Origin of the sequence: Pontibacter mangrovi (genome assembly GCF_006385705.1) — a bacterium.
In the GTDB taxonomy this organism is placed as follows: Bacteria; Bacteroidota; Bacteroidia; order Cytophagales; family Hymenobacteraceae; genus Pontibacter; species Pontibacter mangrovi.
This window is the reverse complement of sequence record NZ_VFRQ01000012.1, coordinates 37,745-59,134: the sequence shown is the minus strand read 5'-3', so window position 1 is coordinate 59,134 and position 21,390 is coordinate 37,745. Positions and strand designations below refer to the sequence as shown.

Sequence of the window (21,390 nt, the reverse complement as noted above, 5' to 3'; positions counted from 1 at the left end):
GCATGAAAAACCCTGGAAAAACATACCTAGCCATACTTGGTCTTGCCTTTTTGCTGGCCGGCTGCAACAAAAGCACCGCACCTGCCGCTTCCAACAGCACCACTGAGACAGCCGCTGTAGCCCAGGCGCCCACTGCAGCAAATACTCCGGCACCAGCTAAAGAGGCTGATAGAATTGAATGGCTGACGATAGAGGAAGCCGCGGCACGCATGGAGCAAGAGCCCCGCAAGGTGGTCATAGACGTGTATACAGACTGGTGCGGCTGGTGCAAGAAAATGGACAAGGAAACCTTTACGGACCCGAAGGTAAGGGAGCTTGTGAAGGAGCACTTTTACGCTGTAAAGCTTAATGCCGAAGGAAAAGAACCCATCACGCTGAAAGGCCAGACATTTACCTATAAAGACGAGTACCGCTCGCATGAGCTGGCGGTGGCCCTGCTGCAGGGGCAGTTGAGCTTTCCGACCACCGTATACCTGGACGAGCAGATGAACATGCTGGCTCCTGTTCCCGGCTACCTGGATGCAGATAACTTCTCTAAGATTCTGCGTTATTTCGGGGAGAACCACCACAAGCAGATGAGCTTTCAGGAGTATGAAAAAAGCCTGTAGCCACCTCCCAAGGTATAAGCAAGGATGCTTATACTGAATAAACCCCTACCTTTGCAGTGCCATTAACTATTACCTGCTTTGACGAACCATTTCCATACGAACGACACAATTGTAGCAGTAGCCACTGCCCCCGGCGTGGGTGCCATTGCCGTGATCAGGCTTTCCGGTCCGGAGGCCATTAACATCACTAACAGTGTGTTTAAAGGTAAAGACCTTGCCAGCCAGGCCAGCCACACGATCCACTTCGGCACCATACGCGACGAAGGCAAGGTGCTGGACGAAGTGTTGGTGTCACTGTTTGTGGCGCCGCACTCCTACACCAAGGAAAACGTGGTGGAGATTTCGTGCCACGGCTCCGATTTTATTGTACAGCAGATCGTGAAGCTGCTCCTCCAAAAGGGTGCTCGCTTGGCCAACGCGGGAGAGTTTACAAAGCGCGCTTTCCTGAACGGGCAGTTCGACCTGGCGCAGGCCGAGGCCGTTGCAGATCTTATCTCTTCCGACTCTGCCCTCTCGCATGAGGTGGCCATGAAGCAGATGCGCGGCGGCTTTTCGCAGGAGATAAAGCGCCTGCGCGCCGAGCTGGTGCACTTTGCCTCTATGATAGAACTGGAACTGGATTTTGGCGAAGAGGATGTGGAGTTTGCTGACCGGGACCAGCTGCGCACACTCATAGGCAACATCCAAAGTATAATCCGCGAACTGCTGAAGTCGTTTGAGCTGGGCAACGTGATCAAGAACGGCGTACCGACTGTGATTGTGGGCAAACCCAATGCAGGTAAATCCACTTTGCTAAACAAGCTGCTGAACGAAGAGAAAGCCATTGTTTCGGACGTTCCGGGCACCACGCGCGACTTTATAGAGGATGAGATTAACATGGAAGGCATCACCTTCCGCTTTATCGACACGGCGGGTCTCCGCGAAACGACAGACAAGGTAGAGGCCATTGGCGTGGAGCGCACCATGCAGAAGCTCAGCCAGTCCTCGCTTATCATTTACCTGTTTGACATTACGGAGGTAACCGCCGCGGAGGTGCAGGCAGAACTGGACAGGCTGAACCCCCAGAAATTGCCGCTGGTAGCCGTTGCCAACAAGATAGACCAGGCATCCGCTGCGAAGTTAGATGCTTTTGCAAGTATAGATGGGCTGGTGCAGATTTCAGCGGCTGAGGGTGCCAACCTGGATGCCTTGAAACAGGCTTTGGTAGAGAAGGTTAACCTGGGGAAACTGAATACGCAAAGCCAAACCATCGTCACCAACCTGCGCCACGTAGACAGCCTGAACAAAACCTACTCGGCCCTGGATGATGTGCTTAACGGCATAGGCTTGGGTATGAGCGGTGACCTGGTAGCGGCCGATATCCGCAGGGCACTTTACAGCCTGGGCGAGATCACAGGGGAGATCACCACAGATGACTTGCTGGATAATATTTTTACGAAGTTCTGCATCGGCAAATAGAGTCACAAAATAAGTCAATAACACATTAGACCAAAAGCCTGATTATTCCTGATAATCAGGCTTTTTTGTATCCACATCTTTTTGACAATCAAAAGCATTATTCTTAAATTCATATTATTGTTGTACCTCGACTGTACCTAAATATCAGTATTTGTACCTCAGTACTGAAAACGGGGGAGATTATTTGACTTATTTAACTCTAACGATACTTAATTAACTCTATCTGCACTTAAAAGCAATGAGTTCAAACATCAGAATCCAGCGTATATGCCAGCAATGCGGGCAAGAGTTCACTGCCCGGACCACCGTCACCCAGTACTGCGGCGACAATTGCGCCAAGCGGGCTTACAAAGCCAGAAAAAAGGCATCGAAGGTGGAAGCCAGTAACCGGGAGACCGACCGTATGCGGAACAAACCCGTGGAGGAGATCAAGGCAAAAGAGTTCCTGACTATCCGAGATACCGCCCTCCTCATCAACTGCAGCAGACAGACAGTATATAACCTCATCAAAAGCAATGTCCTGCCTGCCGTTCAGTTGTCCGACCGCAAAACCATCGTCAAACGCTCTGACATAGATAAACTGTTTCAGCTTACCCCTACAACGCCAATACCTGAACAGCCTACCCCTCCCCCGTTTGACCAGGAGGCTTGCTATACCCTGAAGCAGGTGCAGCAACGGTACAGGATTTCGGAAAAGGCACTTTATGAGCTTATCAGACGCCAAAGCATCCCCCAGTACAGGCGAGGCATTCACGTCTTTGTTCCCAAAAAAGAAATTGACGTCCTATTAGGCCCCATTTTGTGAGATAAGAAAAACGCCCCGAGTTATGACAAAAGTAACCTTACGCCATAAACCCATCTCCAAGGAAAGACTGACCCTTTACTTGGACTTTTATCCCCCCATCCCCCACCCCGATACCGGGAAGCTGACGCGTCGGGAGTTTCTGGGCCTTTATCTGTTTGAAAAACCAAAATCGCAGCTGGACAGGCACCACAACAAGGAAACACTCGCTTTGGCTGAAAATATCCGGGCACAGCGGCAGCTGGACATCCAGAACCTACGGTTCGGCTTCCTCTCCAGAATAAAACAAAACACGACACTGCTCGACTTTTATAAGAAAGAAGTAGCCAGGCGCCATGGTTCTAACAGACAAATCTGGCAGAGTTCTCTGCTTTACCTGCAGGGCTTCTTCTCTGAAGGGGTAAAGCTCTACGATCTGACTGTTACTGCCTGCAACGAGTACAAAGACTTCCTACTCCACGCCAATGGCCGGCGGAGCAAAAGAAAGGTAAAAATATCCCGCAATACCGCCCTCTCCTATTTCAATAAATTTAGGGCGATACTCAAACAAGCCTATAAAGAGGACCTCCTGAAAACAGACCTGAACGCTAAAATTTCCTCCATCAAAGCAGCGGAGACAAAGCGCGAGTTCCTCACACAGGAAGAGCTGCAAGCCTTATACAGCACGGATTGTCCCTTGCCCGTACTGAAGCGGGCTGCTCTTTTCTCTGCCCTTACCGGCCTCCGCTTTTCAGACATTAAAAAGCTTCTATGGAGCGAAGTGCAGCAAAGCCAGGCCGAAGGATTTTACCTGCGGTTCACGCAGCAGAAAACACAGGGAGTGGAGGTGCTGCCTATCTCGGAACAGGCCCTGCTTCTTTTAGGCGATAGGGGAACGCCTCAAGACCTTGTCTTTGCAGATTTAGCGTACTCTTCCCAAAACAACAATCTATTACGGGACTGGGTAAAGGCAGCAGGCATCACTAAACACATCACGTTCCACTGTTTCAGGCACACTTATGCCACACTGCAGCTTTCACACGGAACGGACATACACCGTCTCAAAGCTGTTAGGACACCGTGAACTAAAAACAACGCAGCTCTATGTCAAGGTTATAGATAGTTCCAAGCGGGAAGCGGCTAACCGCATCAAACTAAAGCTTGAGTAGACCTGCAGGTAGATAGGAGACTAATTGTCTAACACCATTCTATAATGTGCTTTATTCATCACTTCTAAAAAATTTAGTTATGGAAAATTTAACGTTTGAAAAGCTTCCACAAGCTGTGAGCGAACTGCATGACAAGGTAAGCCGCATTGAGCAACTTCTTCTAGAAAGGCAGGTTGCGGAGAAGGAGGAGGAAATGTTCACCGTCGCGCAGGCGGCAGCGTTTCTCAAGCTTTCCGTGGGTACAGTGTACCTGAAAGTAAGCAACAGGGAAATTCCTGTTAACAAAAAAGGCAATCGCCTCTACTTTTATAAGTCTGAGCTAGAGAAGTGGATCAAAGGCGGGCGCAAGAAAACAGTTTCTGAAATACAACAAGAAACACAAACGTATGGGCGAAGGAAGCGGGTATATGGGATATAAAGTGTTGCAGGTGTATATTATTCGATTTCCCTACGGGCTACAAAAGCCGCTTCAGGTAAAACTGGAGCGGCTTTTGTATGCTCATCGGACACTTAACAACCAAAAATTTTCTGATTCTCTTCTATCAGCCTGCCTCTTTCAGGTCTGCTCCCATAAAATAAGGCAGTTGTTGAATAGTCTTTGTGGCAGGTTGCTTTTCTCCTGCAATATATGAGTACTACCAATAGCTAATTCCTTGTAAGCGTTGCTAATCCCCCATCTCTCCTACACATCACATAAATCCAATCCCCAATTCGTTTATGAGATGGCTAAATGAGAAGTTTGGAAACTCCTAAAGCCATATTCAGACCAATGAATGATTTGCCCCAGCAAAAGGCCGCTTTACGGGATGCTGTAAAGCAATGAATCATACTATCGCCCTACTCCAGCAGCATTGTTTTAGGTAAAGAAGCCTGCTGTCTAAAGGCACAAATTCACTATGACCTCCCACCGGGTTCAACAATTAAAACAGCTACTCTTATGTAACTTTGTTATATATATCGGTATATTATACTTTTATAGTCCATCTCGCTTTTTAATTGTTATATCTTTAACACTTTCAACACAATCCTACCCCCCATGGAAAGAACATGGCAGTTTGTGAGACCATCCGTGAAATATGCCTTCGTCCTGGTGCTGGGCCTGTGGCTTGCTTCGTCCTGTACCGAGGAGGGGGAGCCGGCAAGTCCTACAACGCAAGAGCAGGTGAAAATCGAGAAAACAGACCTTCTCTTGGGCGGTAGCATTGGCAGCATTGACTCTTTTGAGGTCCAGTACGAGGGAAACTGGGCCCTTGCTGTCGTTCCCGCCTCCGCTTCCTGGTTAGAGCCAAGCTCGCTCAGCGGGAAGGGCAATAAAAAAGTGTATGTGATCATCAAAGAGGCTAACAGCAGCGGTGCTGAGCGCGCAGCCACCATTGAGGTGACGGCCGAGGGAACTGCGGCCAAACCGGTGCGGGTTACTGCCAAGCAGTCCAAGCTAAAGGAGTGGCGCCAGGCCGCCGCCTTCCCGGGCCCTGGCAGGAGAAACGCTACCTGCTTCGCCATCGGAGACAAACTCTATGTTGGGTTGGGCAGCGGCCCTAAAGATAACAAAGAGCAGGGCCTGGATGACTTTTATGAATACGACCTGGCGCGCAATACTTGGACGCAGAAGAAGGCGTTCCCTGGAGGCCCGAGGTCTTTTTCACAAGGGTTCACCATCAAAGGAAAGGGGTATGTGGCAATGGGCTACGCCACGAACTGCAAATCCGCCGGTTGCCCACCATTTGAACGCAATGATTTTTGGGAGTATGACCCTTCGGACGATTCATGGAGAATGGTGGCCGCGTTTAGTGAGCTGAATCCAAACCAGACGATGAGCACCAAAGCCTTTGTCGTGAATGAGAAGGTGTACCTGTTTTCAGGCCGTGATCTGTGGGAGTTCGACCCTGCAGCCATGGCCTTAACCGCCAAGGCCCCTTTCCCTGTTGCCTCACAGTTCCCGGTAGTATTTTCCATTGCAGACAAAGGCTATGCGCTGGCTGGCGGGCTGGACGGAGGAGGCTTCAGCAAAGCGTTTTATGAGTATGACCCGGCAACAGACAGGTGGGCTAAGAAAGCGGACTTCGGGGGAGTGGGAAGAAGATTCGCCGTGGGCTATTCACTGGACGGGAAAGGATTCATAGCATGTGGGGAAGGGTGGGAGGCGACATCCCCCAACACCTGGATAACTGTCAGCCTGAATGACGTGTGGGAGTATGACCCTTCAACAAATACGTGGGGTAGAATAGCAGACTACCCAGGAGCAAAGCCGTTCGGCGCCGTGGGAGCAGCTGTCGGTGGGAAGGCCATGGTGGGCACCGGTAAGAACTACCCTCATTACCAGTCTCTCAAGGAATTTTGGATATACTGATGCTTGGCAGGCAATGATGGTCTTATAAACCGCCTGATGCTGCTATTCTGGCAAGCATTGGCATGGCAGCCCCAAGCCTCAATAGGCTGCCGCAGCAGAAAGCTGCAGAACCATGCTCTATTGCACAGCGCTTTCTGCCAGTGTCAACCCTTGACAAGCCTTCTCTAAAGATTTAATTTCTGAAATAATGAATGAAAACAATACTTCAAACTAAATTTATTGGCAAACACTAATTTATTTAGTATTATTGCTTTATCTACATCAACAGCATAGATCTATGAAACTAATCGAAAAGCTTCTGAAGGAAATCCAGGAAGAAGGGCAGAAAACCCGCAACATGCTAAGCATCGTGCCAGACGATAAATACGATTGGCGGCCTCACCCCAAAAGCATGCCTGTTAAAGATCTCGCACTGCACATTGCTGACTTGCCCACCTGGATCACCTTAGCTGTTACTACCGATGAGCTCGACTTTGCTGCCAGCCCTTACAATCCTGGCAATGTAAATAACACGGATGAGCTCTTAACGCTGTTCGAGAAAAACCTGGCAAAGGCCAAAGCAGATTTGGAGCAGGCGACAGAAGAGCAACTGGAAGAGCCCTGGACGTTGCGCAACGATACTGTTGTTTACATGACCCTTTCGAAGTATGAAACTATCCGCCATGCGCTGGCGCAAACAATCCATCACAGGGCGCAGCTTGGCTTATACCTGCGGTTGCTGAACATTCCTATTCCCGGTAGCTACGGTCCAAGTGCCGACGAGCAGGGCTTGTAGGCAACAGCGCAGGAGCTGTCTCGAAACGGCAGCTCCTACTCTGCTGCTTCAAACATAAGACAATATACCAGTTCAGCTACTTGCTTGACATAAGTGGGTTTATAAGGCCGGCTCCCATAAACAGGAGCCGGCCTTGTTAATAGTTACACTTGTTGTACCTGAATCTCATAAAAACCATCCTTATTTGAAATAGTGCAGAATGATTTGCATTGGTTTGCATACAGTATCGCAGGGCTATAATGTTATAAAGTACTTACATTAACTCAAGTACTGCTAGCAAATCCCTGTGGATATGGTTCGATAATTCCTTCCTATGGTCTACTACATCAAGAAAGCCGCTCCACGTCAAATGGGGCGGCTTTTTGGGTTCGGTATCTTTAACCGAAAGGGAGAATTATCGGACTTTTTAGGTAACAATCAACTACACGAGCAACAGTTTCTAGCTTTTCTCTACATTCTATATATCTCGGAACTTCTTATTATGGGTTTTAATATTTTTAAGTTGAATGCTTTAGAGTGTAATAATTTGTTTATTTGCTCTCATGTCAACAAGCCAGGTCCTTCTTATACTGCTCAGCAGTTTAGGTGTCCTTCACGGGTTCTTTTTAGCTGCTTTTCTTTGGGTCCACCCGAAGGGACTGAGTACTTCCAATAAGATCCTGAGCATACTATTGCTGATACTCTCTTTCCGCATTGGGAAATCTGTTTTTCTGGAGTTTGTGGATGAGTTTTACTTGCAGTTGATTTTTGCGGGTCTTGCCGCACTTCTGCTAATTGGTCCCCTCTTCCACTTCTACACCAGATCAGTTCTGGAAAAATCATTCCGATTCACCACTGCTTTACTGTTACATTTTATTCCTTTTCTTGCGGGAATAGCCTTTAGTCTTTGGACTAACAGGGAAAATGTAAAAACTACTCCGGTAAGTGTGTTTGTTTTTCTTTTCTGCCTCTATTACGGCCACTACTTGGTTTATCTACTCTACAGTTACCGGCAGATACAAAAGCACAAAGACTCTTCGGAAGGAGTTGCAGCCACGGTACAGTGGCTGCAACTCCTTTTTTATGCGTTGGCAGCGCTGTGGGTGGTGTATGTGTTAAACTTACTGGAGGACAGAGTTCCCTACATTCTTGGACCTCTTCTTTATTCTTTCATTGCTTATGGAGTCAGTCTGATTGCCATTAAAAAGGGCTACATCAATAGGCTTGATGTGGCAAAGTATAAAACGACACCATTATCAGAAACTGAAATAAACCAGATTTACGAGCATGTAAAGGAACTCCTAACAGAAGAGGAGCTATACAAAGACCCTGACCTTGCCTTAAGCACATTCAGCAAGGCCTTAAAAGTGAGCCCACAAAAGATTTCGTTGGCAATCAATAGCAGGTCTGGATCGAATTTTAACGGTTTTGTTAATCAATACCGTATTAAGCATGCGCAGGCCTTATTGGAAGGGAGCAAATCCAATGAACTTACAATTGCAGCTATTGCTTACGAGGTCGGGTTTAATAGCCTTACAAGCTTTAATACCGCCTTTAAAAAACAAACGCAGAAAACTCCATCAGCGTATCGTAAAGAGATGACACAAGCGTAGAGACTCCATACCCTGCCGGCTAACTCCTATCTTCATGCGAATTCCTTCCCCAGAACTGCCGGAAAGTAAAAACTGGCTATAAAATCATTATTTACTATAGGCAAATGATCATTTTGGAAGAATCTGACACCTGCTAGCTCGTCATTTGTGTCGAAACTAAACTAAATGATCATGTTAAAACTTCTCATCACTGCAGTATTACTGGCTACTGCCATCACCGTTTCTGCACAGGTACAATCCTTCCAATTCGAGGGGGTTAAGAGAAAGTTCCTCTTGTACCTTCCTGCCTCCTATCAATCCAACCCCAACCACTCCTATCCTTTAGTATTTAACTTCCATGGCGGAGGCATGAGCATAGCTGAACAAATGCTCTACACCAGAATGAATGAGGCTGCTGATAAACACAATTTTATAGTGGTATACCCCTCCGGAATAAAGCAGGATTGGAACGTAGGCTTTGAAATGTCTTACCAAAAAGGCACCAATGATGTTGGGTTTGTCAAAGCCATACTCGACAGCCTGAAGCAAACGTACCGTATAGATGAAAAGGCCATCTTTGCAACAGGCTTATCACGAGGCGGTTTTTTCTGTCATCGACTGGCTGCTGAAATGCCGGATGACTTTGCCGCCATTGCTTCCATTGGCGGGCCTTTGCCTGACTCGGTAAAATATTATCACCAAGGTGATAAAAAAGTGAGCGTGATGCAGGTGCACGGCACGGCCGATGAGGTGGTAAAGTATGATGGAAAAACAAATGCTTATGCGTCGGCTTCAGATACCTATAGTTACTGGGCAATACGCAATGGGCTAGCAGGCCGGAAAGAAAGTATGAAAGTTGTTAATGCTGATAAAAAGGATGACACCTCTGTTACGATTCAGGAAGTATCGGATGGAAACATTGCAGTATCGCTCATTACTGTCGAGAACGGTGGCCATACCTGGCCGGGTGGTGTTGCCTATAACATCGGCTACCCTTTGGGTTATACAACCAGGGACATAGACATCAATGAGATCATGTGGCGTTTCTTCAGTAAAAATAGAAAGCACTGAAAAGACATGTGCCATCCACTTGTTTGAACACTGCCAGGGGAAATTGGTTTTCCAAACTTGGTTTCAGAGTAGCGTTGTCATAAAGTACTTAAAATAGGTTATCAGGTAGAGCACTTGTTGCTGATAATGTAAGCTAAATACTACTCCTTCTCTCGTCCTAAGTAATCAAACACAGCTACTAATTACCTGAAGAAATAGTTCAATAATTCCTTCCTTTGGCCTACCAGAGCATCAGCCGAAAGTGGAGGGCGTCCAAAAAAAACTACAGGTTTGAGAGTTCGTCCTGTTTGTGATTTAGGGTCTTTCGCTGTTTGTCCTGCATAAACTTTACAGACGGCTTGTCCTGCAAGTACATCAATAAAATCAATCATAACCGCTACCACTATCGGGGCTGTGGAAATATGAAAAACTCAGGGGGAGTTTTTCATATTTCCACAGCCTTACTAGGCCCGGTCTTCGACTGCTACGGCCTTTGTGCTTCTTTTGTAGCGCTTCCTCCTTTTGGGGATCGTCCCCCTGCCGCCGGAGGGCCTGCTCGGGCGGCATAGAGTCGATACTGGCGTGAGGCCGCTGCCTTCCGGTCGGCCAGGTCCAGCACAGCCGCCCGGGTAGAGCCAGCCTTCTGCCGTACAGATATAGGTCAGATCCGACACCCACTTCTGGGCCGGTTTTGTTGCTGTGAAGTCCCGGTTCAGGTGATTCTCTGCCACCGTGAGGCCATGGTTGGAGTCAGTGGTCTGGACCCGGTATTTTTCCGGACAATGCTCTGTATCTGATACTTTCGCATCAGCCGGGCGATGCGGGGGCGGGAGGCCCGGATGCCCTGCTCCTTTAGCTCAAAGCTGATGCGGGGGCTGCCGTAGCGGCCCTTGCTCTGCTAGTGGACCTGCCTGATCTTGGTTACCAGTTGCGCCTCTTTGCGCGCTCGCTGGCTCTGGGGGTGCTGGAGCCAGTAGTAGAATCCGCCGGTGCTCACCTTCAGCACCCGGCACATCTTCTCTGCAGGATATTGGTTCCGGTGCTCTTTTAGGAAGCCCACGTTTACCGCCCGTCTCCCCTGGAGAATCGGGGATCCCGAACTCGTTTCGGGAGATGCTTACGGCCTTTTTTAAGGTATCACGCTCCAGCTGCGCCTCCCTGAGTTCCTTCTGCAGCCGTTTGATCTCCTTTTGCTCCTCTGTCAATCCTTCGGCAAAGCGTATGGGGGTACCTTCCTTCTCACCGCCACTTGCTCAGTCTACCGGGATCTATACCCAGTTCCAGAGCCACTTCTTTTACCGACCCCCTAGCGTAGGACAGGTCAATGGCCATCCGCTTGAAGGAGGCGTCATACGCTCTTTTTTCCATATTCATCAAATGTAAATATTTCAGAGAAGCTGCCCATCAAGAAGCCCCCAGTCAAAGGTAGCAAGTTCACACAGCGCTTATTGCAAGAAGGGACAACCGGCAGCGCCTGCTTTAGCTGCTTCCAGCCATTTTGGCTCATATCACTTGGATAACTATTCCTTTTTTGCTTCTTTTGAAGGGTGCTCACCGAGGTTTTGGTTAGTTGGTCGTTCAACTATCTTACCCAAAGTGGGCCCTACTTTTATTCCCCTACAATACATTTTAAAACAGCTTCTGAGGCTTTTGGGCTCTTGTGCTCACGCTCAGATGCGCTACCATCCAGCGGTTTATGCTATCTTCGCTTAGGACTTGCATGGAATAAGGGTAAAAATGTCTTTTCAAACACTTTTACCAGCTTAATTCTTTAGAGGTTCCTTCCATTCTAAACAGCTTTTTTTAAAGTAATATGAGAAAAGTAATTTTACCCCTGATTTTAATACTTATGGTTCAGAGTTGTCAGAATGGGTCGAAAGAAACCAAGGAAAAAGCGATTTTCGAAAGTGTCAGCGCTGTATCAGACAGTGTAGTTGTCGGCGACATGGTTATCCACAATACTTTTAAGCACCAGATCCTGGCTCATAAGGATTCTGGATTCGATAGCCTGACTATCTTAAACAAAGTTTACCTCCCGAATAAAAACACTTTCGATAACTGTCTTGGGATGATATTTGGTGATGAAAATGCCATAAAGTTCAGGCCAAAGGGGTTATACGAATGGAACAGGAAATTAATCCGTGACAATAAAGCGATGATAGAATCGAAATTAGCTGTTCTGGATTCAGTAGACGTAAATCAGCTTTTTCGGAACCATTTAACTGCTGTTCAGGAAATTACAGGGCAAAAGGGAAAAGGGAAATGGATGATTTACTTTGGTCCGAAAGATTTCCAGATTTCCGGCGGCTGTGATAAAAGCACAATGGTGTTGGATATGTTTGGCGATGCCTGGAGTACAACAGCGATCAATGGGCTATTTGCCCATGAAATCGAGCATCTTGTCTTTGAACCAACACTTCAGGATGACCAACATGGGCATACCGGCTTAGGTATCACGCTGGACGAAGGATTAGCCGTTTACTATACTTATAAATACTTGCACCAAGATGTAAGCGAGGCGCTGTATGGCGAGCAGAATAAGGTGTTGTTTGAGAGGGAAAAAGAGATATTCAATGCGCTAGAGCCGTACTTGCTTAAAACAGAAGAAGAAGGTTGCCCCATATACAGGCATTGTGGAAGAAGTGGTGAATGTGAACCCATCCTCCAAAATATTCCAGAAAACATAGAAGATGAATTATGTTATTTTTTAGGCTTCCGCATCATAGAGAGTTACGTTAAACAACACGGAGAAGGCTCTTGGAAGGATATTTACAGGATACCACTCATTGAATTCTATGAAAATAGTGGTTACAAAGAATACATTCAGGCTATAGAATGACATTTTGCCATGACGAGCTATAAAATAAGGGAATAATTTTTTAGCAAGTAATCCCGGAGTTTGATAAGGGGCTAAAAAGGCAAACAGGCGTCTCTGGAGTATACCGGGGCGCCTTTTTCATGCTGTCACCTCTTTTTTCAGCTACTCAGAAGGGCAAAATGGCTTCATGCCTGAATAAAAGCGGCATATTTGATCTCTTTGAGGTTGAGTACATGCTCTGATGAGCCGCTGGCAACAACCTCAAAACAGCCATTAAATCCTCATTGGGCTCCATTTTAGCCTCAAAACAGGCTTATTAAAAGTTTGGGATGAGTCATGTTTCGGAGGGTGGACAAGTCCCGGCAACTCATGGGAGGCCTGTCGCCCCCTCGAGTTCACTTCCGGCACCAGTATCAGGGGCAGGGTAAAGATCTCCGAGAGGAAAGGAGACTTTATCAGGAGCGAGCTGTTTAGGTGCAGCTTCTCGGCTAAGAAATCAAATGCCGCCTGCAAAGCGCGCTACGACCGCTTCCTGGTAGAGGTAAGATCAGGGTGCTGGCGCTTGTCGCTGTGCCCGACAGGCCTTTGCCATCTTTAGCCGGGCATACCTTATCAGGCTGATTTTGTTAGATTTAAAACCGTGGAAACCTGGTTTTTACTCCGTTCATGTTTTCGCTCCTAGAGAAGTTGCCAGTAATTATTAAAATGCCTTTCATTAAAAAAACCTTCAAGGTGTGATTTTTTCAAAGCCTGATACACTAATAGGGGGAAGTTTAAATTCTAAATGAACAAAAAAGAGCATTTTACAAGAGCCATTGAAGAGAATGAAGGCCTGATTTACAAGGTGACCCTGCTATATACAGACAGCCTTCAGGACAGAGAAGATCTTTACCAGGAGATCGTTTTTCAACTTTGGAAATCTTACGACAGCTTTGATGAATTTTCAAAATTAAGCACCTGGATGTACCGTGTGGCAATGAATACCGCCATCTATAATTTGAAAAAGAATAATAGAAAAGTAGGAACTACTACGATCGATCCTATGGTGGAAAGAATTGCCGAGCACAAGGATCATTCAGAAGACGAAAAGCTGAAATTGCTTCATGATCAAATTCAAAAATTAAATCTTCTAGAGAAGGGTATTATTCTACTTTATCTGGAAGGAAAGAGTCATGATGAAATCGCAGAAATAATTGGAATAACTACAAGTAACGTTGGGACTAAGATTTCAAGGATCAAGAAAAAATTGAAATCCCAAATAAATAAGAACTAAGAAATTATGGAATTGGATGAAATGAAAAACTTATGGGAGGGAATGAGCAACAAAGTAGAAAAACAAGAGCTGCTCACGAAAGATCTCATCGAAAAGGTGACTGAAGAAAAGTACCATTCGAAATTGAATAAGATCAGATACTCTGAAATGATAGGGGCAATTATCTGTTATTCGGGTGCTATCTATTTAATCCTGAATTACATGAAAATTGAGCCTGTAGCCGAAAAAATCTTTGCGGTCATTGCTATCGGTTTACTCTTAACGCTACCGGTAATTTCCTTAAGGAGTTTGAAGGGAATGCAAAAATTAACGATCTCATCTAAACCCTACTTAGATACTTTAAATGATTTCGGAAAACGTAAGGTCAAATTTCAAAGGTTTCAAAAATTAAATGTGTCACTGGGACTATTCTTAATTTTAATAGCCATTCCCGTGCTTTCAGCTATTAAGGGTGTTAACCTTAGTGAAAGCGAATATTTTTGGACCTTAACATTTCCTATTTCAGTCATTGCTTTCTTAGGGTTTGCGCTGTGGGTATTGAAATCCTACCATAAGTCGTTAGAAGCCACTGAGAAATTACTCTCCGAAATCAACAACTAAAAAACCTTATAAATATTCCTGTTTCTATCAGCTGAAAATTCAGCAGAAGGATAGTCATGCCCTAAACTAATTATAATCATGAAAATATTTACAATCACGCTCCTGTTAATCTTATGTGTCAATGTCAATAACCTGTTTGCGCAGCATATTGAAGGAACCTGGCAGGGAAACCTGGAAGTACAGCCTGGGAAATCCATGCTGTTTATCTTTGAAATATCTAAAAGTAAAGAAGACCTCATTGCCAAGTTAGCTATCCCCAGCCAGGGGTTAACGGAACTTCAGCCAGCCTCGACCACATTCATCGAAAATAAGCTAAGCATCGACGCATCAAACCTGGGATTCAAATTCAATGGAAAGTGGGATGTAGAATCGGGTAAAATCAACGGCACCTTCCAGGAAGGCTTAAATAGTGTTCCCTTGATCCTTACTAAAGAAGAGCTGATAAAGCGGGTAGAGACTCCCAAAAGACCTCAGGAACCTGCCAAACCATATCCGTATTTGGTTGAAGAGGTAAAAATATATAATTCTGAAGATGACATTAGCCTGGCAGGAACACTTACCTTACCCAGGGCATTTAACCGAAATACCCCTGTGGTAGTATTAATTTCCGGTAGCGGTCCACAAGATAGAGATGAATCATATATGGGACATAAGCCCTTTCTTGTGCTGTCAGACTATCTAACGCGACAAGGAATCGCTGTTTTGAGATATGATGATAGAGGGGTAGGGGAATCGACTGGAAATTTTGAAAAAGCAACTACCGCCGACTTTTCGAAGGATGTATTGAGTGTGCTAGCATTCTTAAAAAGCAGAACTGATATCGGGGGGCATAAAATAGGTTTGATAGGCCATAGCGAAGGCGCCATTATTGCTCCTAAAGTGGCCAATAGCTCAAAGGATGTGTCATTCATAATTATGTTAGCGGGTACCGGGGTCTTGGGGAAACAGGTCTCTCTGCAGCAAGCGCTAGATTACAGGAATTTTCCCGTGGAGGACGAGAAAAGATATAAAGCGTATATAGAAAAAGCGATTGCTATCGCGGCTTCTGATAAGGAGACGACGATCGTAAAAGAGGAATTGAGATCTTTCTATCAGAATTCTGAAGTATTAACTTCCATTCTCCCCCCAACCATAAATAAAGCTGAATTTATTGATAACCTGGTTAAGAGTAGAACTGGTCCATGGATCCGATATTTCTACCATTACAACCCCGCGGAAGAAATCACAAAAATAGACATTCCGGCTTTGGCTTTGTATGGAAGCAATGATACGCAGGTACCTCCAAAATATAACATGAAGCCAGTCAAAGAAGCTTTACAAAAAAGTAAGTCTGGAAATTACGAAGTTGTGTTGATGCCTGATTTAAACCACTTGTTCCAGGAGAGCACAACAGGACAAATTTCTGAATACCCAAAGATCGAACAAACGATGAGTCCGAAGGTCCTTGAAAAAATAAGCAGGTGGATTCTAAAAGAAATATGATGATGCGCACATGAGCCTATTGCTAGGCTCAGATGTGTCTTATATATCTAAAAACAAACTAGAAAATGTAAGGGTTGGCAACAACGGTTGATTGTAGATAGGCGGTGTATAAGAAAAAATTTATCAACTTTAGTGCCTGTTGCACAACTGGTTGAAAATTGAATCAAACTATAAAAAGAGCTAGTGCCAAATCTATAATAGGATGTAGGGCAGAAAAACTTTCGAAGACGAGCGGGAGCTGCGCTTCTCGCTCTCGGCGCACGTGCCGGCGCACAACTTCTACCAGCGGCTCAAGGACAGGCTGGACCTGGAGTTTCACTATGAGCTGACGGCACTCTACTACGGGCGCTGCGGCCAGCACTCGATCGACCCGGTCGTCTTCTTCAAGCTCTGCCTGGTAGCTCACCTGGAGAACATAGCCTCCGACCACCGCCTAATCGAGCACCGCAGCCTGCGGCTGGACCTGCGCCTGGTCCAGGCCCGCCACCGCAAATGGCGCTGGGAGCAGACCTTCGTTCCAGGGGGCACAACAAGTGCCTCCTCTACACTTCCAACACCACCCACTACTCGCCGACTAACCAGGCCACCAATCTTGCCCTCTCCCCCACCCTAAGCTGGAACGCCGTTTCGGGGGCAGACACCTATCAGGTGCAGGTCTTCACTTCCTCCGGCTTCTCCTCCACGGTGCTTAACAAAAGTAACCTTACCGGCACCTCGGTTACGGCATCAACCCTAGCGGAAAGCATTACTCAAACGGTGCCGGCAAAGGCTGCTCCCGGCTCTACCGCACCACGCGCCAGAGCTACCAGGACTGCCCCCTGAAAGCCGCTAGCTGCGGTAAGAAGCTCGAAAAGACCATCACCTCTTACCTCGCCAAATATGAGCGGGTTATCGCCCGGATTAGCAGCCGCTGGGGCCGGCGGATGAAACGGCTCCGGTAGGCCACGGTGGAGCCGGTACTGGGTACACTGCTAAACCACATGTGCCTGCGCAAGGTCAACACCCGCGGCCTGAAGCTGGCCCCAAAGGAATGCTGATGTCCGACGCGGCCTACAACCTGCAGAAACTGCTGCACTACACCCCCAGAAGGGGCCAGACAGCCACCGTGGCTCTGCCCAAGCCTAAGCAGGTGGGTGGTTTTCATCTCTATTTTCGGTCAGACTTTGAACTGGCCATGGGAAAGGGATGGTAAGGGCTTCATACTCAGGAGTTGTGCAACAGGCACTTGAGTTAGATAGAATAGCAGGAACGTTACCCAATAGAGCACATGCTTTAGTCCTGGAGTGGGCGTCTTTACATAAAGAGGAGTTACTGGCAAAATGAGAGAAAGCTCAAGTACCTGCAAGCTTAGATAAAATTGAACTGTTAAGATAATAGAAAGCTATGAATGAAATAGTTGAATTTGAAATCCTAAGCAATTATCACATTTGGTAAAGGGTTCACAAAAGAGTTGTAAGAAGATAACCATTTTAGCAAAGTAACAATTGAGCCAGGAGGTGGACTTGAATGGCTTAAAGGATATGATATCTATCCCAACTTCTTATGTGATATGCAAGAAGAGAAGAAGCGGGTGGCATAACCATGTACAGGCTCTATACTCGGCAACGCCTTGCTTGAAGCCTGTATACATCCGTTGTATAAAAAAAGTCCAACCGTCATTCATTTTGGGGCAAAGGTAGCCTTCAGGGCCGGACACGGGAGCAAGGTTGTCCGGACAAAATGGGTATCCACGGGCCGCGGACCCTCCGCATTTTCTCCGCCTCCACCTTGCCCTTAGTCCGTCGCCGAAGGCGGCGGGGGCACCATAATCAATTTCCTCTAACTAAAAATCAGATGATTATGGAAAAGACTGTCAACACATCCGCCTTCCACAAAGTAGCCGAAGTCAAGCTCTCCTACCGCAACCGCGTCAAGCCCAGCGAAAGGCCGCAGGTCACCAGCTCCACCGACTCTTACCGCGTCCTCAAAGAGGGCTGGGATCAGGGCAAACTCGAGTTTGTCGAGCAGTTCAAGGTGCTGCTCTTAAACCGCGCCAACCGGGTGCTGGGCGTCTACGAGCTCTCCACCGGCGGCGTGGCCGGCACTGTGGCAGACCCAAAGCTCGTCTTCGTGGCCGCCCTCAAAGCCTGCGCCTCCGGCATCATCCTCTCCCACAACCACCCCTCGGGCAACCTCAAGCCCAGCCAGGCGGACCTGCAGCTCACCAAAAAGCTCAAGCAGGGCGGGGAGCTGCTCGACATCGCCGTCCTGGACCATATCATCCTCACCAGCGAGGGCTACTACTCACTTGCAGACGAGGGGCTCCTGTAGCCCCTCTCCTCCTTTTAGAAGCAAAGCGCCTTCAATTGATTATTCAACTACCTTAAATTTTACTACTATGAATGCATACCAGAAATTCAACCAGCTTGCCCAGCAAGTGACAGATGAGGTGATCGCTGAGCTCCAGAAAGGAAAGGTCCTCTGGCAAAAGCCCTGGGGCTCCTACGGCCTGCCCAGAAACTACGCATCCGCCCGCCCCTACGAGGGCTTCAACGCCTTCTACCTGCATTACATCTCAGAGAAGAACAACTACAAGGCGCCCTACTTCCTCACCTTCCGGCAGGCCCGCGAGCTGGGCGGCCGCGTCCGCAGGGGCCAGAAAGGTACCCGTATCGTCTACTGGAAAGTGTATAAAGGCAAAGAGAACGGAAAGGCAGAGGAGCAGCAGGATGTAATGGAAAATGACAAGAGCAGAAGATGCATCCCATTTCTTTGGACCGTGTTCAACATCGACCAGGTGGAGGGTGTGGACTTCCACCTGCCGGAAGTGCGGGTGCGAAGCGGGCAGCAGGTCATCGAGAGCTGCCAGCAAGTAGTGGAAGGTTTCCCATCCCCCCGCCCCAGGATCAGGCACGGGGCAGACGCCTGTATGCCCCGGCGCCCGACATCGTGCAGGTACCCGAGCCCAAGCGCTTCGTCACCGCTGAGGCCTACCACGCCACGCTCTTTCACGAGCTCATCCACGCCACCGGTCACCCCATGCGCCTTACCCGCTTCTCAGAAGAGGAGAAGGCCCGCTTCGGGGATGAAAGCTACAGCAAAGAGGAGCTTGTGGCCGAGATGGGCGCCAGCTTCCTCTGCGCCTTTACCGGCATCCGGGAGCAGGTCTTCCCCAACTCGGTGGCCTACCTGCAGGGCTGGGTCAGCAAGTTCAAAGACGACAAAACGATGCTTCTCTACGCAGCCGCCAGGGCCTTCAAGGCAGCCAGCTTTATCCTGGGCCTGAAGACCAAAGAGCAGCAAGAAGTTCCGCCCCAAGTAAAAGCGGCCGCTTAAAGAACCCAAAGGGGCTGCCTGGAAATCAGGCAGCCCCTTTATTACTTTTAAAATGCCTGTTCGTCGTTAACAAGACTGTAGCTCGTGCTCCTTCCCCCGGCAGCATCCTTCCGGAGAATACCTTTGCCAATTAAATCCTGTATATCACGGCCCGCCGTATCCTGGGAGCATTTGGCGATCTTTGCCCACTTTGAAGAAGTGAGTTTTCCGACGAACCCGTCCTGCAGCTTCCGTATCAGTAGGCGCTGCCGTTCGTTTAGCGGTGTCTCCGCGTGCAAATCCCAGAAACGGGCTTTCTGTAATACCGCCTCCAGTTTCTCCTCTGCCGCATGCAGCGCACTGATCAGACAGAAAAGAAACCACTCCAGCCACGGGGTTATATCAAGCGTGCCCTTCTGCGTTTTCTCCAAGATATGATAGTAGGCGTTTCGCTCCTGCCGTATCTGGGCGGACATACTGTAATACCGCTGTCCGCCTTTCTCAGCGCGCGCCAGCTGCATGTCCGTGATCGCGCGCGCCACACGGCCGTTCCCATCATCAAACGGATGCAAGGTAACAAACCAGAGATGGGCAACGCCAGCCTTCAACACCGGGTCCAGCACCGACTCTCCGTTGAACCAGTCCAGGAACTTTTCCATCTCACGCTCCAGCCGGGGCGCGTCAGGAGCCTCAAAGTGCACCCTCTCCCTTCCAAGTGGACCTGATATTACCTGCATGGGCCCTTTTTCATTGTCCCGCCAGGCCCCGATGATGATCTTGTACATGCCGCTTCTACCTGTCGGAAACAGAGAGGACTGCCAATTGCACAAGCGCTCTTTTGTTAAGGGCTCCTGATAGTTCTGCGTGGCATCCAGCATCATCTCCACCACCCCTTCCACATCCCTATCCGATGGAATGAGCCCGGCAATATCCATACCCAGTCTCCTGGCGATGGATGACCGCACCTGATCAGGCTCCAGTAACTCGCCTTCAATTTCGGTAGACTTTAACACGTCCTGCGTCAGAGTCTGCAGCATGGTCTCTTCTCTGACGGAAAATCCGAGTCCTTCCATACGCCCTGCCGATCGCCCTTGCACATAACGCACTTCCCCTAAGAGCCTGGAGAGTGAATGCTCATCCCAAGTAAACTGCGGCCACGCCGGTTGCTGGTATATGTAGAAACTCATGATGGTGATAAACTGCGGAGATTACGTTTGCTAATCTCCGTAAATGTGCGGAGATTAGCAAACGTAATCTCCGCACAAGCCCAAAACACTTTACTTACAACGCTGAATTTAAAAAAAGAGAATTGTGTTATTGACCATGACACTAATAGCAGGGGCGGGTAGTGCACGCAATGCCAGGTTTATAGGTTATAAAACCAGATATCATAGTGTGGTTGCTTGGCTGAAGCGGCTTTCCTGAAAAAGGACTTCCCCCTCCTTTAGTCATAGCTCTCTAAAATGGCAGGACGAATGACTTTTAGCCTGCGCATGCAGCTACTATTTCTGTACTACCGGATAGGGCGTTCCGTCGTTGAAGCCGATCCGAAACAAAGCTCTCCTACCGCAACTGCGTAAAGCCCCTTAGAAGATGACAGAATGATGCTTCTCCACGCCGCTTGAACTTTCAAAGCTTCAAGCTATACCTTTAGCCTTCTGGCTAAGGAGCACCGAGAAGCGTCACTCACAGAAAAGCACCCACTAACTTGGATGTTCTGAGATACCTCTTACTTCAGATAGGCTTCATTAAAAAGATTAGATTGACTGTAAAACAATTAAAACACACCTTCTTTTACTGTAAAATATGTAGACACTCAGATAACTAACCATATAATTAGTCGCCGAACTAGTAACTATGTCGATCGCTCAACTCTTGATGTACTGGCGCTGGAGAGCGAGGCGGTGGACCCGAGGCTGTAGAGAAACTCTGTGTAAACATGAATCGCCATCCATTGCAACTCTCTACTTTCTTGTTGCAATGGATGGGTTTTATAACGCTGTATCTCCCTTTACTTGCCGGCTGCCCTCCTCAGGGTAGTAAAGACCCGGAAGGCCTAAAGCTCTTTTTTTTGAGAAGGCTTAAAGACTTACCAGCTTTCTGCTATCTTTAAAGCTGGTAAACCTGGGAAAATTTACCTGAACCTGCTCTCTTTTAGATG

22 protein-coding genes and 3 pseudogenes are annotated in these 21,390 nt (G+C 47.7%); 20 read left to right on the top strand and 5 right to left on the bottom strand.

Annotation, left to right across the window (positions count from 1 at the left end; genetic code table 11):
- Positions 1-2: 2 nt before the first annotated feature.
- From FJM65_RS17985 to FJM65_RS17945, 9 genes are all read left to right on the top strand, one after another.
- Positions 3-608 (top strand): thioredoxin family protein, encoded by a 606-nt coding sequence (locus tag FJM65_RS17985; RefSeq protein WP_140623275.1) that lies wholly within the window; start codon positions 3-5, stop codon positions 606-608.
- Between the two features lie 78 nt (positions 609-686).
- Positions 687-2,066 (top strand): tRNA uridine-5-carboxymethylaminomethyl(34) synthesis GTPase MnmE, encoded by a 1,380-nt coding sequence (mnmE, locus tag FJM65_RS17980; protein ID WP_140623273.1) that lies wholly within the window; start codon positions 687-689, stop codon positions 2,064-2,066.
- Between the two features lie 238 nt (positions 2,067-2,304).
- Positions 2,305-2,871 (top strand): helix-turn-helix domain-containing protein, encoded by a 567-nt coding sequence (locus FJM65_RS17975; protein WP_140623271.1) that lies wholly within the window; start codon positions 2,305-2,307, stop codon positions 2,869-2,871.
- 22 nt (positions 2,872-2,893) lie between these two features.
- Entirely contained in the window at positions 2,894-3,931 is a 1,038-nt protein-coding gene (locus FJM65_RS17970; protein ID WP_239023007.1) for a site-specific integrase, read from the top strand.
- A 164-nt stretch (positions 3,932-4,095) separates the two neighbouring features.
- Positions 4,096-4,434, top strand: a complete 339-nt coding sequence (locus tag FJM65_RS17965; protein ID WP_140623269.1) for a helix-turn-helix domain-containing protein — start codon at positions 4,096-4,098, stop codon at positions 4,432-4,434.
- Between the two features lie 618 nt (positions 4,435-5,052).
- The gene (locus tag FJM65_RS17960; protein ID WP_140623267.1) at positions 5,053-6,366 is read left to right on the top strand and encodes a kelch repeat-containing protein; all 1,314 of its coding nucleotides are present in this window, start codon (positions 5,053-5,055) and stop codon (positions 6,364-6,366) included.
- Between the two features lie 277 nt (positions 6,367-6,643).
- A complete protein-coding gene (locus FJM65_RS17955) occupies positions 6,644-7,141 on the top strand; it encodes a DinB family protein (RefSeq protein WP_140623265.1) in 498 nt (165 codons plus the stop codon).
- Between the two features lie 542 nt (positions 7,142-7,683).
- Entirely contained in the window at positions 7,684-8,733 is a 1,050-nt protein-coding gene (locus FJM65_RS17950; RefSeq protein ID WP_140623263.1) for a helix-turn-helix domain-containing protein, read from the top strand.
- A 171-nt stretch (positions 8,734-8,904) separates the two neighbouring features.
- Positions 8,905-9,783 carry an extracellular catalytic domain type 1 short-chain-length polyhydroxyalkanoate depolymerase gene (locus FJM65_RS17945; RefSeq protein WP_140623261.1) on the top strand — a complete coding sequence of 293 codons (879 nt, stop codon included), beginning with the start codon at positions 8,905-8,907 and terminating at the stop codon, positions 9,781-9,783.
- Positions 9,784-10,474: 691 nt separating this feature from the next.
- On the opposite strand, the pseudogene FJM65_RS21770 reads toward FJM65_RS17945, so the two are convergent.
- From FJM65_RS21770 to FJM65_RS17935, 3 genes and pseudogenes are all read right to left on the bottom strand, one after another.
- A pseudogene (locus FJM65_RS21770) lies at positions 10,475-10,648 on the bottom strand (IS3 family transposase); the annotation flags it as partial.
- 12 nt (positions 10,649-10,660) lie between these two features.
- Positions 10,661-10,822: a hypothetical protein gene (locus tag FJM65_RS21380; protein WP_181163780.1), complete on the bottom strand. Its 162-nt coding sequence runs from the start codon at positions 10,820-10,822 to the stop codon at positions 10,661-10,663.
- Positions 10,823-11,001: 179 nt separating this feature from the next.
- Positions 11,002-11,130 carry a transposase gene (locus FJM65_RS17935; RefSeq protein ID WP_181163779.1) on the bottom strand — a complete coding sequence of 43 codons (129 nt, stop codon included), beginning with the start codon at positions 11,128-11,130 and terminating at the stop codon, positions 11,002-11,004.
- A 445-nt stretch (positions 11,131-11,575) separates the two neighbouring features.
- On the opposite strand from FJM65_RS17935, the gene FJM65_RS17930 reads away from it, so the two are divergent.
- The 10 genes and pseudogenes from FJM65_RS17930 to FJM65_RS21760 all read left to right on the top strand — a co-directional run.
- Complete coding sequence (locus FJM65_RS17930; protein ID WP_140623257.1) at positions 11,576-12,601, top strand: hypothetical protein; 1,026 nt, start codon at positions 11,576-11,578, stop codon at positions 12,599-12,601.
- A gap of 763 nt (positions 12,602-13,364) precedes the next feature.
- Complete coding sequence (locus tag FJM65_RS17925; RefSeq protein WP_140623255.1) at positions 13,365-13,853, top strand: RNA polymerase sigma factor; 489 nt, start codon at positions 13,365-13,367, stop codon at positions 13,851-13,853.
- Between the two features lie 6 nt (positions 13,854-13,859).
- On the top strand, positions 13,860-14,453 hold the full coding sequence (locus FJM65_RS17920) for a hypothetical protein (protein WP_140623253.1): 594 nt from the start codon (positions 13,860-13,862) through the stop codon (positions 14,451-14,453).
- 78 nt (positions 14,454-14,531) lie between these two features.
- Positions 14,532-15,935, top strand: coding sequence for an alpha/beta hydrolase family protein (locus FJM65_RS17915; RefSeq protein ID WP_140623251.1), 1,404 nt, complete (start codon positions 14,532-14,534; stop codon positions 15,933-15,935).
- 238 nt (positions 15,936-16,173) lie between these two features.
- A pseudogene (locus tag FJM65_RS21825) lies at positions 16,174-16,401 on the top strand (IS1182 family transposase); the annotation flags it as partial.
- Between the two features lie 26 nt (positions 16,402-16,427).
- Positions 16,428-16,757 carry a hypothetical protein gene (locus tag FJM65_RS21820; protein WP_181163778.1) on the top strand — a complete coding sequence of 110 codons (330 nt, stop codon included), beginning with the start codon at positions 16,428-16,430 and terminating at the stop codon, positions 16,755-16,757.
- A 208-nt stretch (positions 16,758-16,965) separates the two neighbouring features.
- Positions 16,966-17,127, top strand: a complete 162-nt coding sequence (locus tag FJM65_RS21370; RefSeq protein WP_181163777.1) for a hypothetical protein — start codon at positions 16,966-16,968, stop codon at positions 17,125-17,127.
- The gene (locus FJM65_RS21705) at positions 17,121-17,258 is read left to right on the top strand and encodes a DUF4160 domain-containing protein (RefSeq protein ID WP_317131347.1); all 138 of its coding nucleotides are present in this window, start codon (positions 17,121-17,123) and stop codon (positions 17,256-17,258) included. The genes FJM65_RS21370 and FJM65_RS21705 overlap by 7 nt, the downstream gene beginning before the upstream one ends.
- A 516-nt stretch (positions 17,259-17,774) precedes the next feature.
- Positions 17,775-18,245 (top strand): JAB domain-containing protein, encoded by a 471-nt coding sequence (locus tag FJM65_RS17900; RefSeq protein ID WP_140623249.1) that lies wholly within the window; start codon positions 17,775-17,777, stop codon positions 18,243-18,245.
- 67 nt (positions 18,246-18,312) lie between these two features.
- Positions 18,313-18,591: pseudogene (locus FJM65_RS21760) on the top strand (ArdC-like ssDNA-binding domain-containing protein); the annotation flags it as partial.
- On the opposite strand, the gene FJM65_RS21575 reads toward FJM65_RS21760, so the two are convergent.
- Positions 18,490-18,786, bottom strand: a complete 297-nt coding sequence (locus FJM65_RS21575) for a hypothetical protein (protein WP_239023006.1) — start codon at positions 18,784-18,786, stop codon at positions 18,490-18,492. The pseudogene FJM65_RS21760 and the gene FJM65_RS21575 overlap by 102 nt on opposite strands.
- Between FJM65_RS21575 and FJM65_RS21360 the strand changes: the two genes are divergently transcribed.
- Positions 18,672-19,250 carry a zincin-like metallopeptidase domain-containing protein gene (locus tag FJM65_RS21360; protein WP_262710953.1) on the top strand — a complete coding sequence of 193 codons (579 nt, stop codon included), beginning with the start codon at positions 18,672-18,674 and terminating at the stop codon, positions 19,248-19,250. The two genes, FJM65_RS21575 and FJM65_RS21360, sit on opposite strands and share 115 nt — an antisense overlap.
- Before the next feature lie 47 nt (positions 19,251-19,297).
- Here the strand turns inward: FJM65_RS21360 and FJM65_RS17890 are convergent, their stop codons facing one another.
- Positions 19,298-20,416 carry a Fic family protein gene (locus FJM65_RS17890; RefSeq protein WP_140623245.1) on the bottom strand — a complete coding sequence of 373 codons (1,119 nt, stop codon included), beginning with the start codon at positions 20,414-20,416 and terminating at the stop codon, positions 19,298-19,300.
- Between the last annotated feature and the right edge of the window lie 974 nt (positions 20,417-21,390).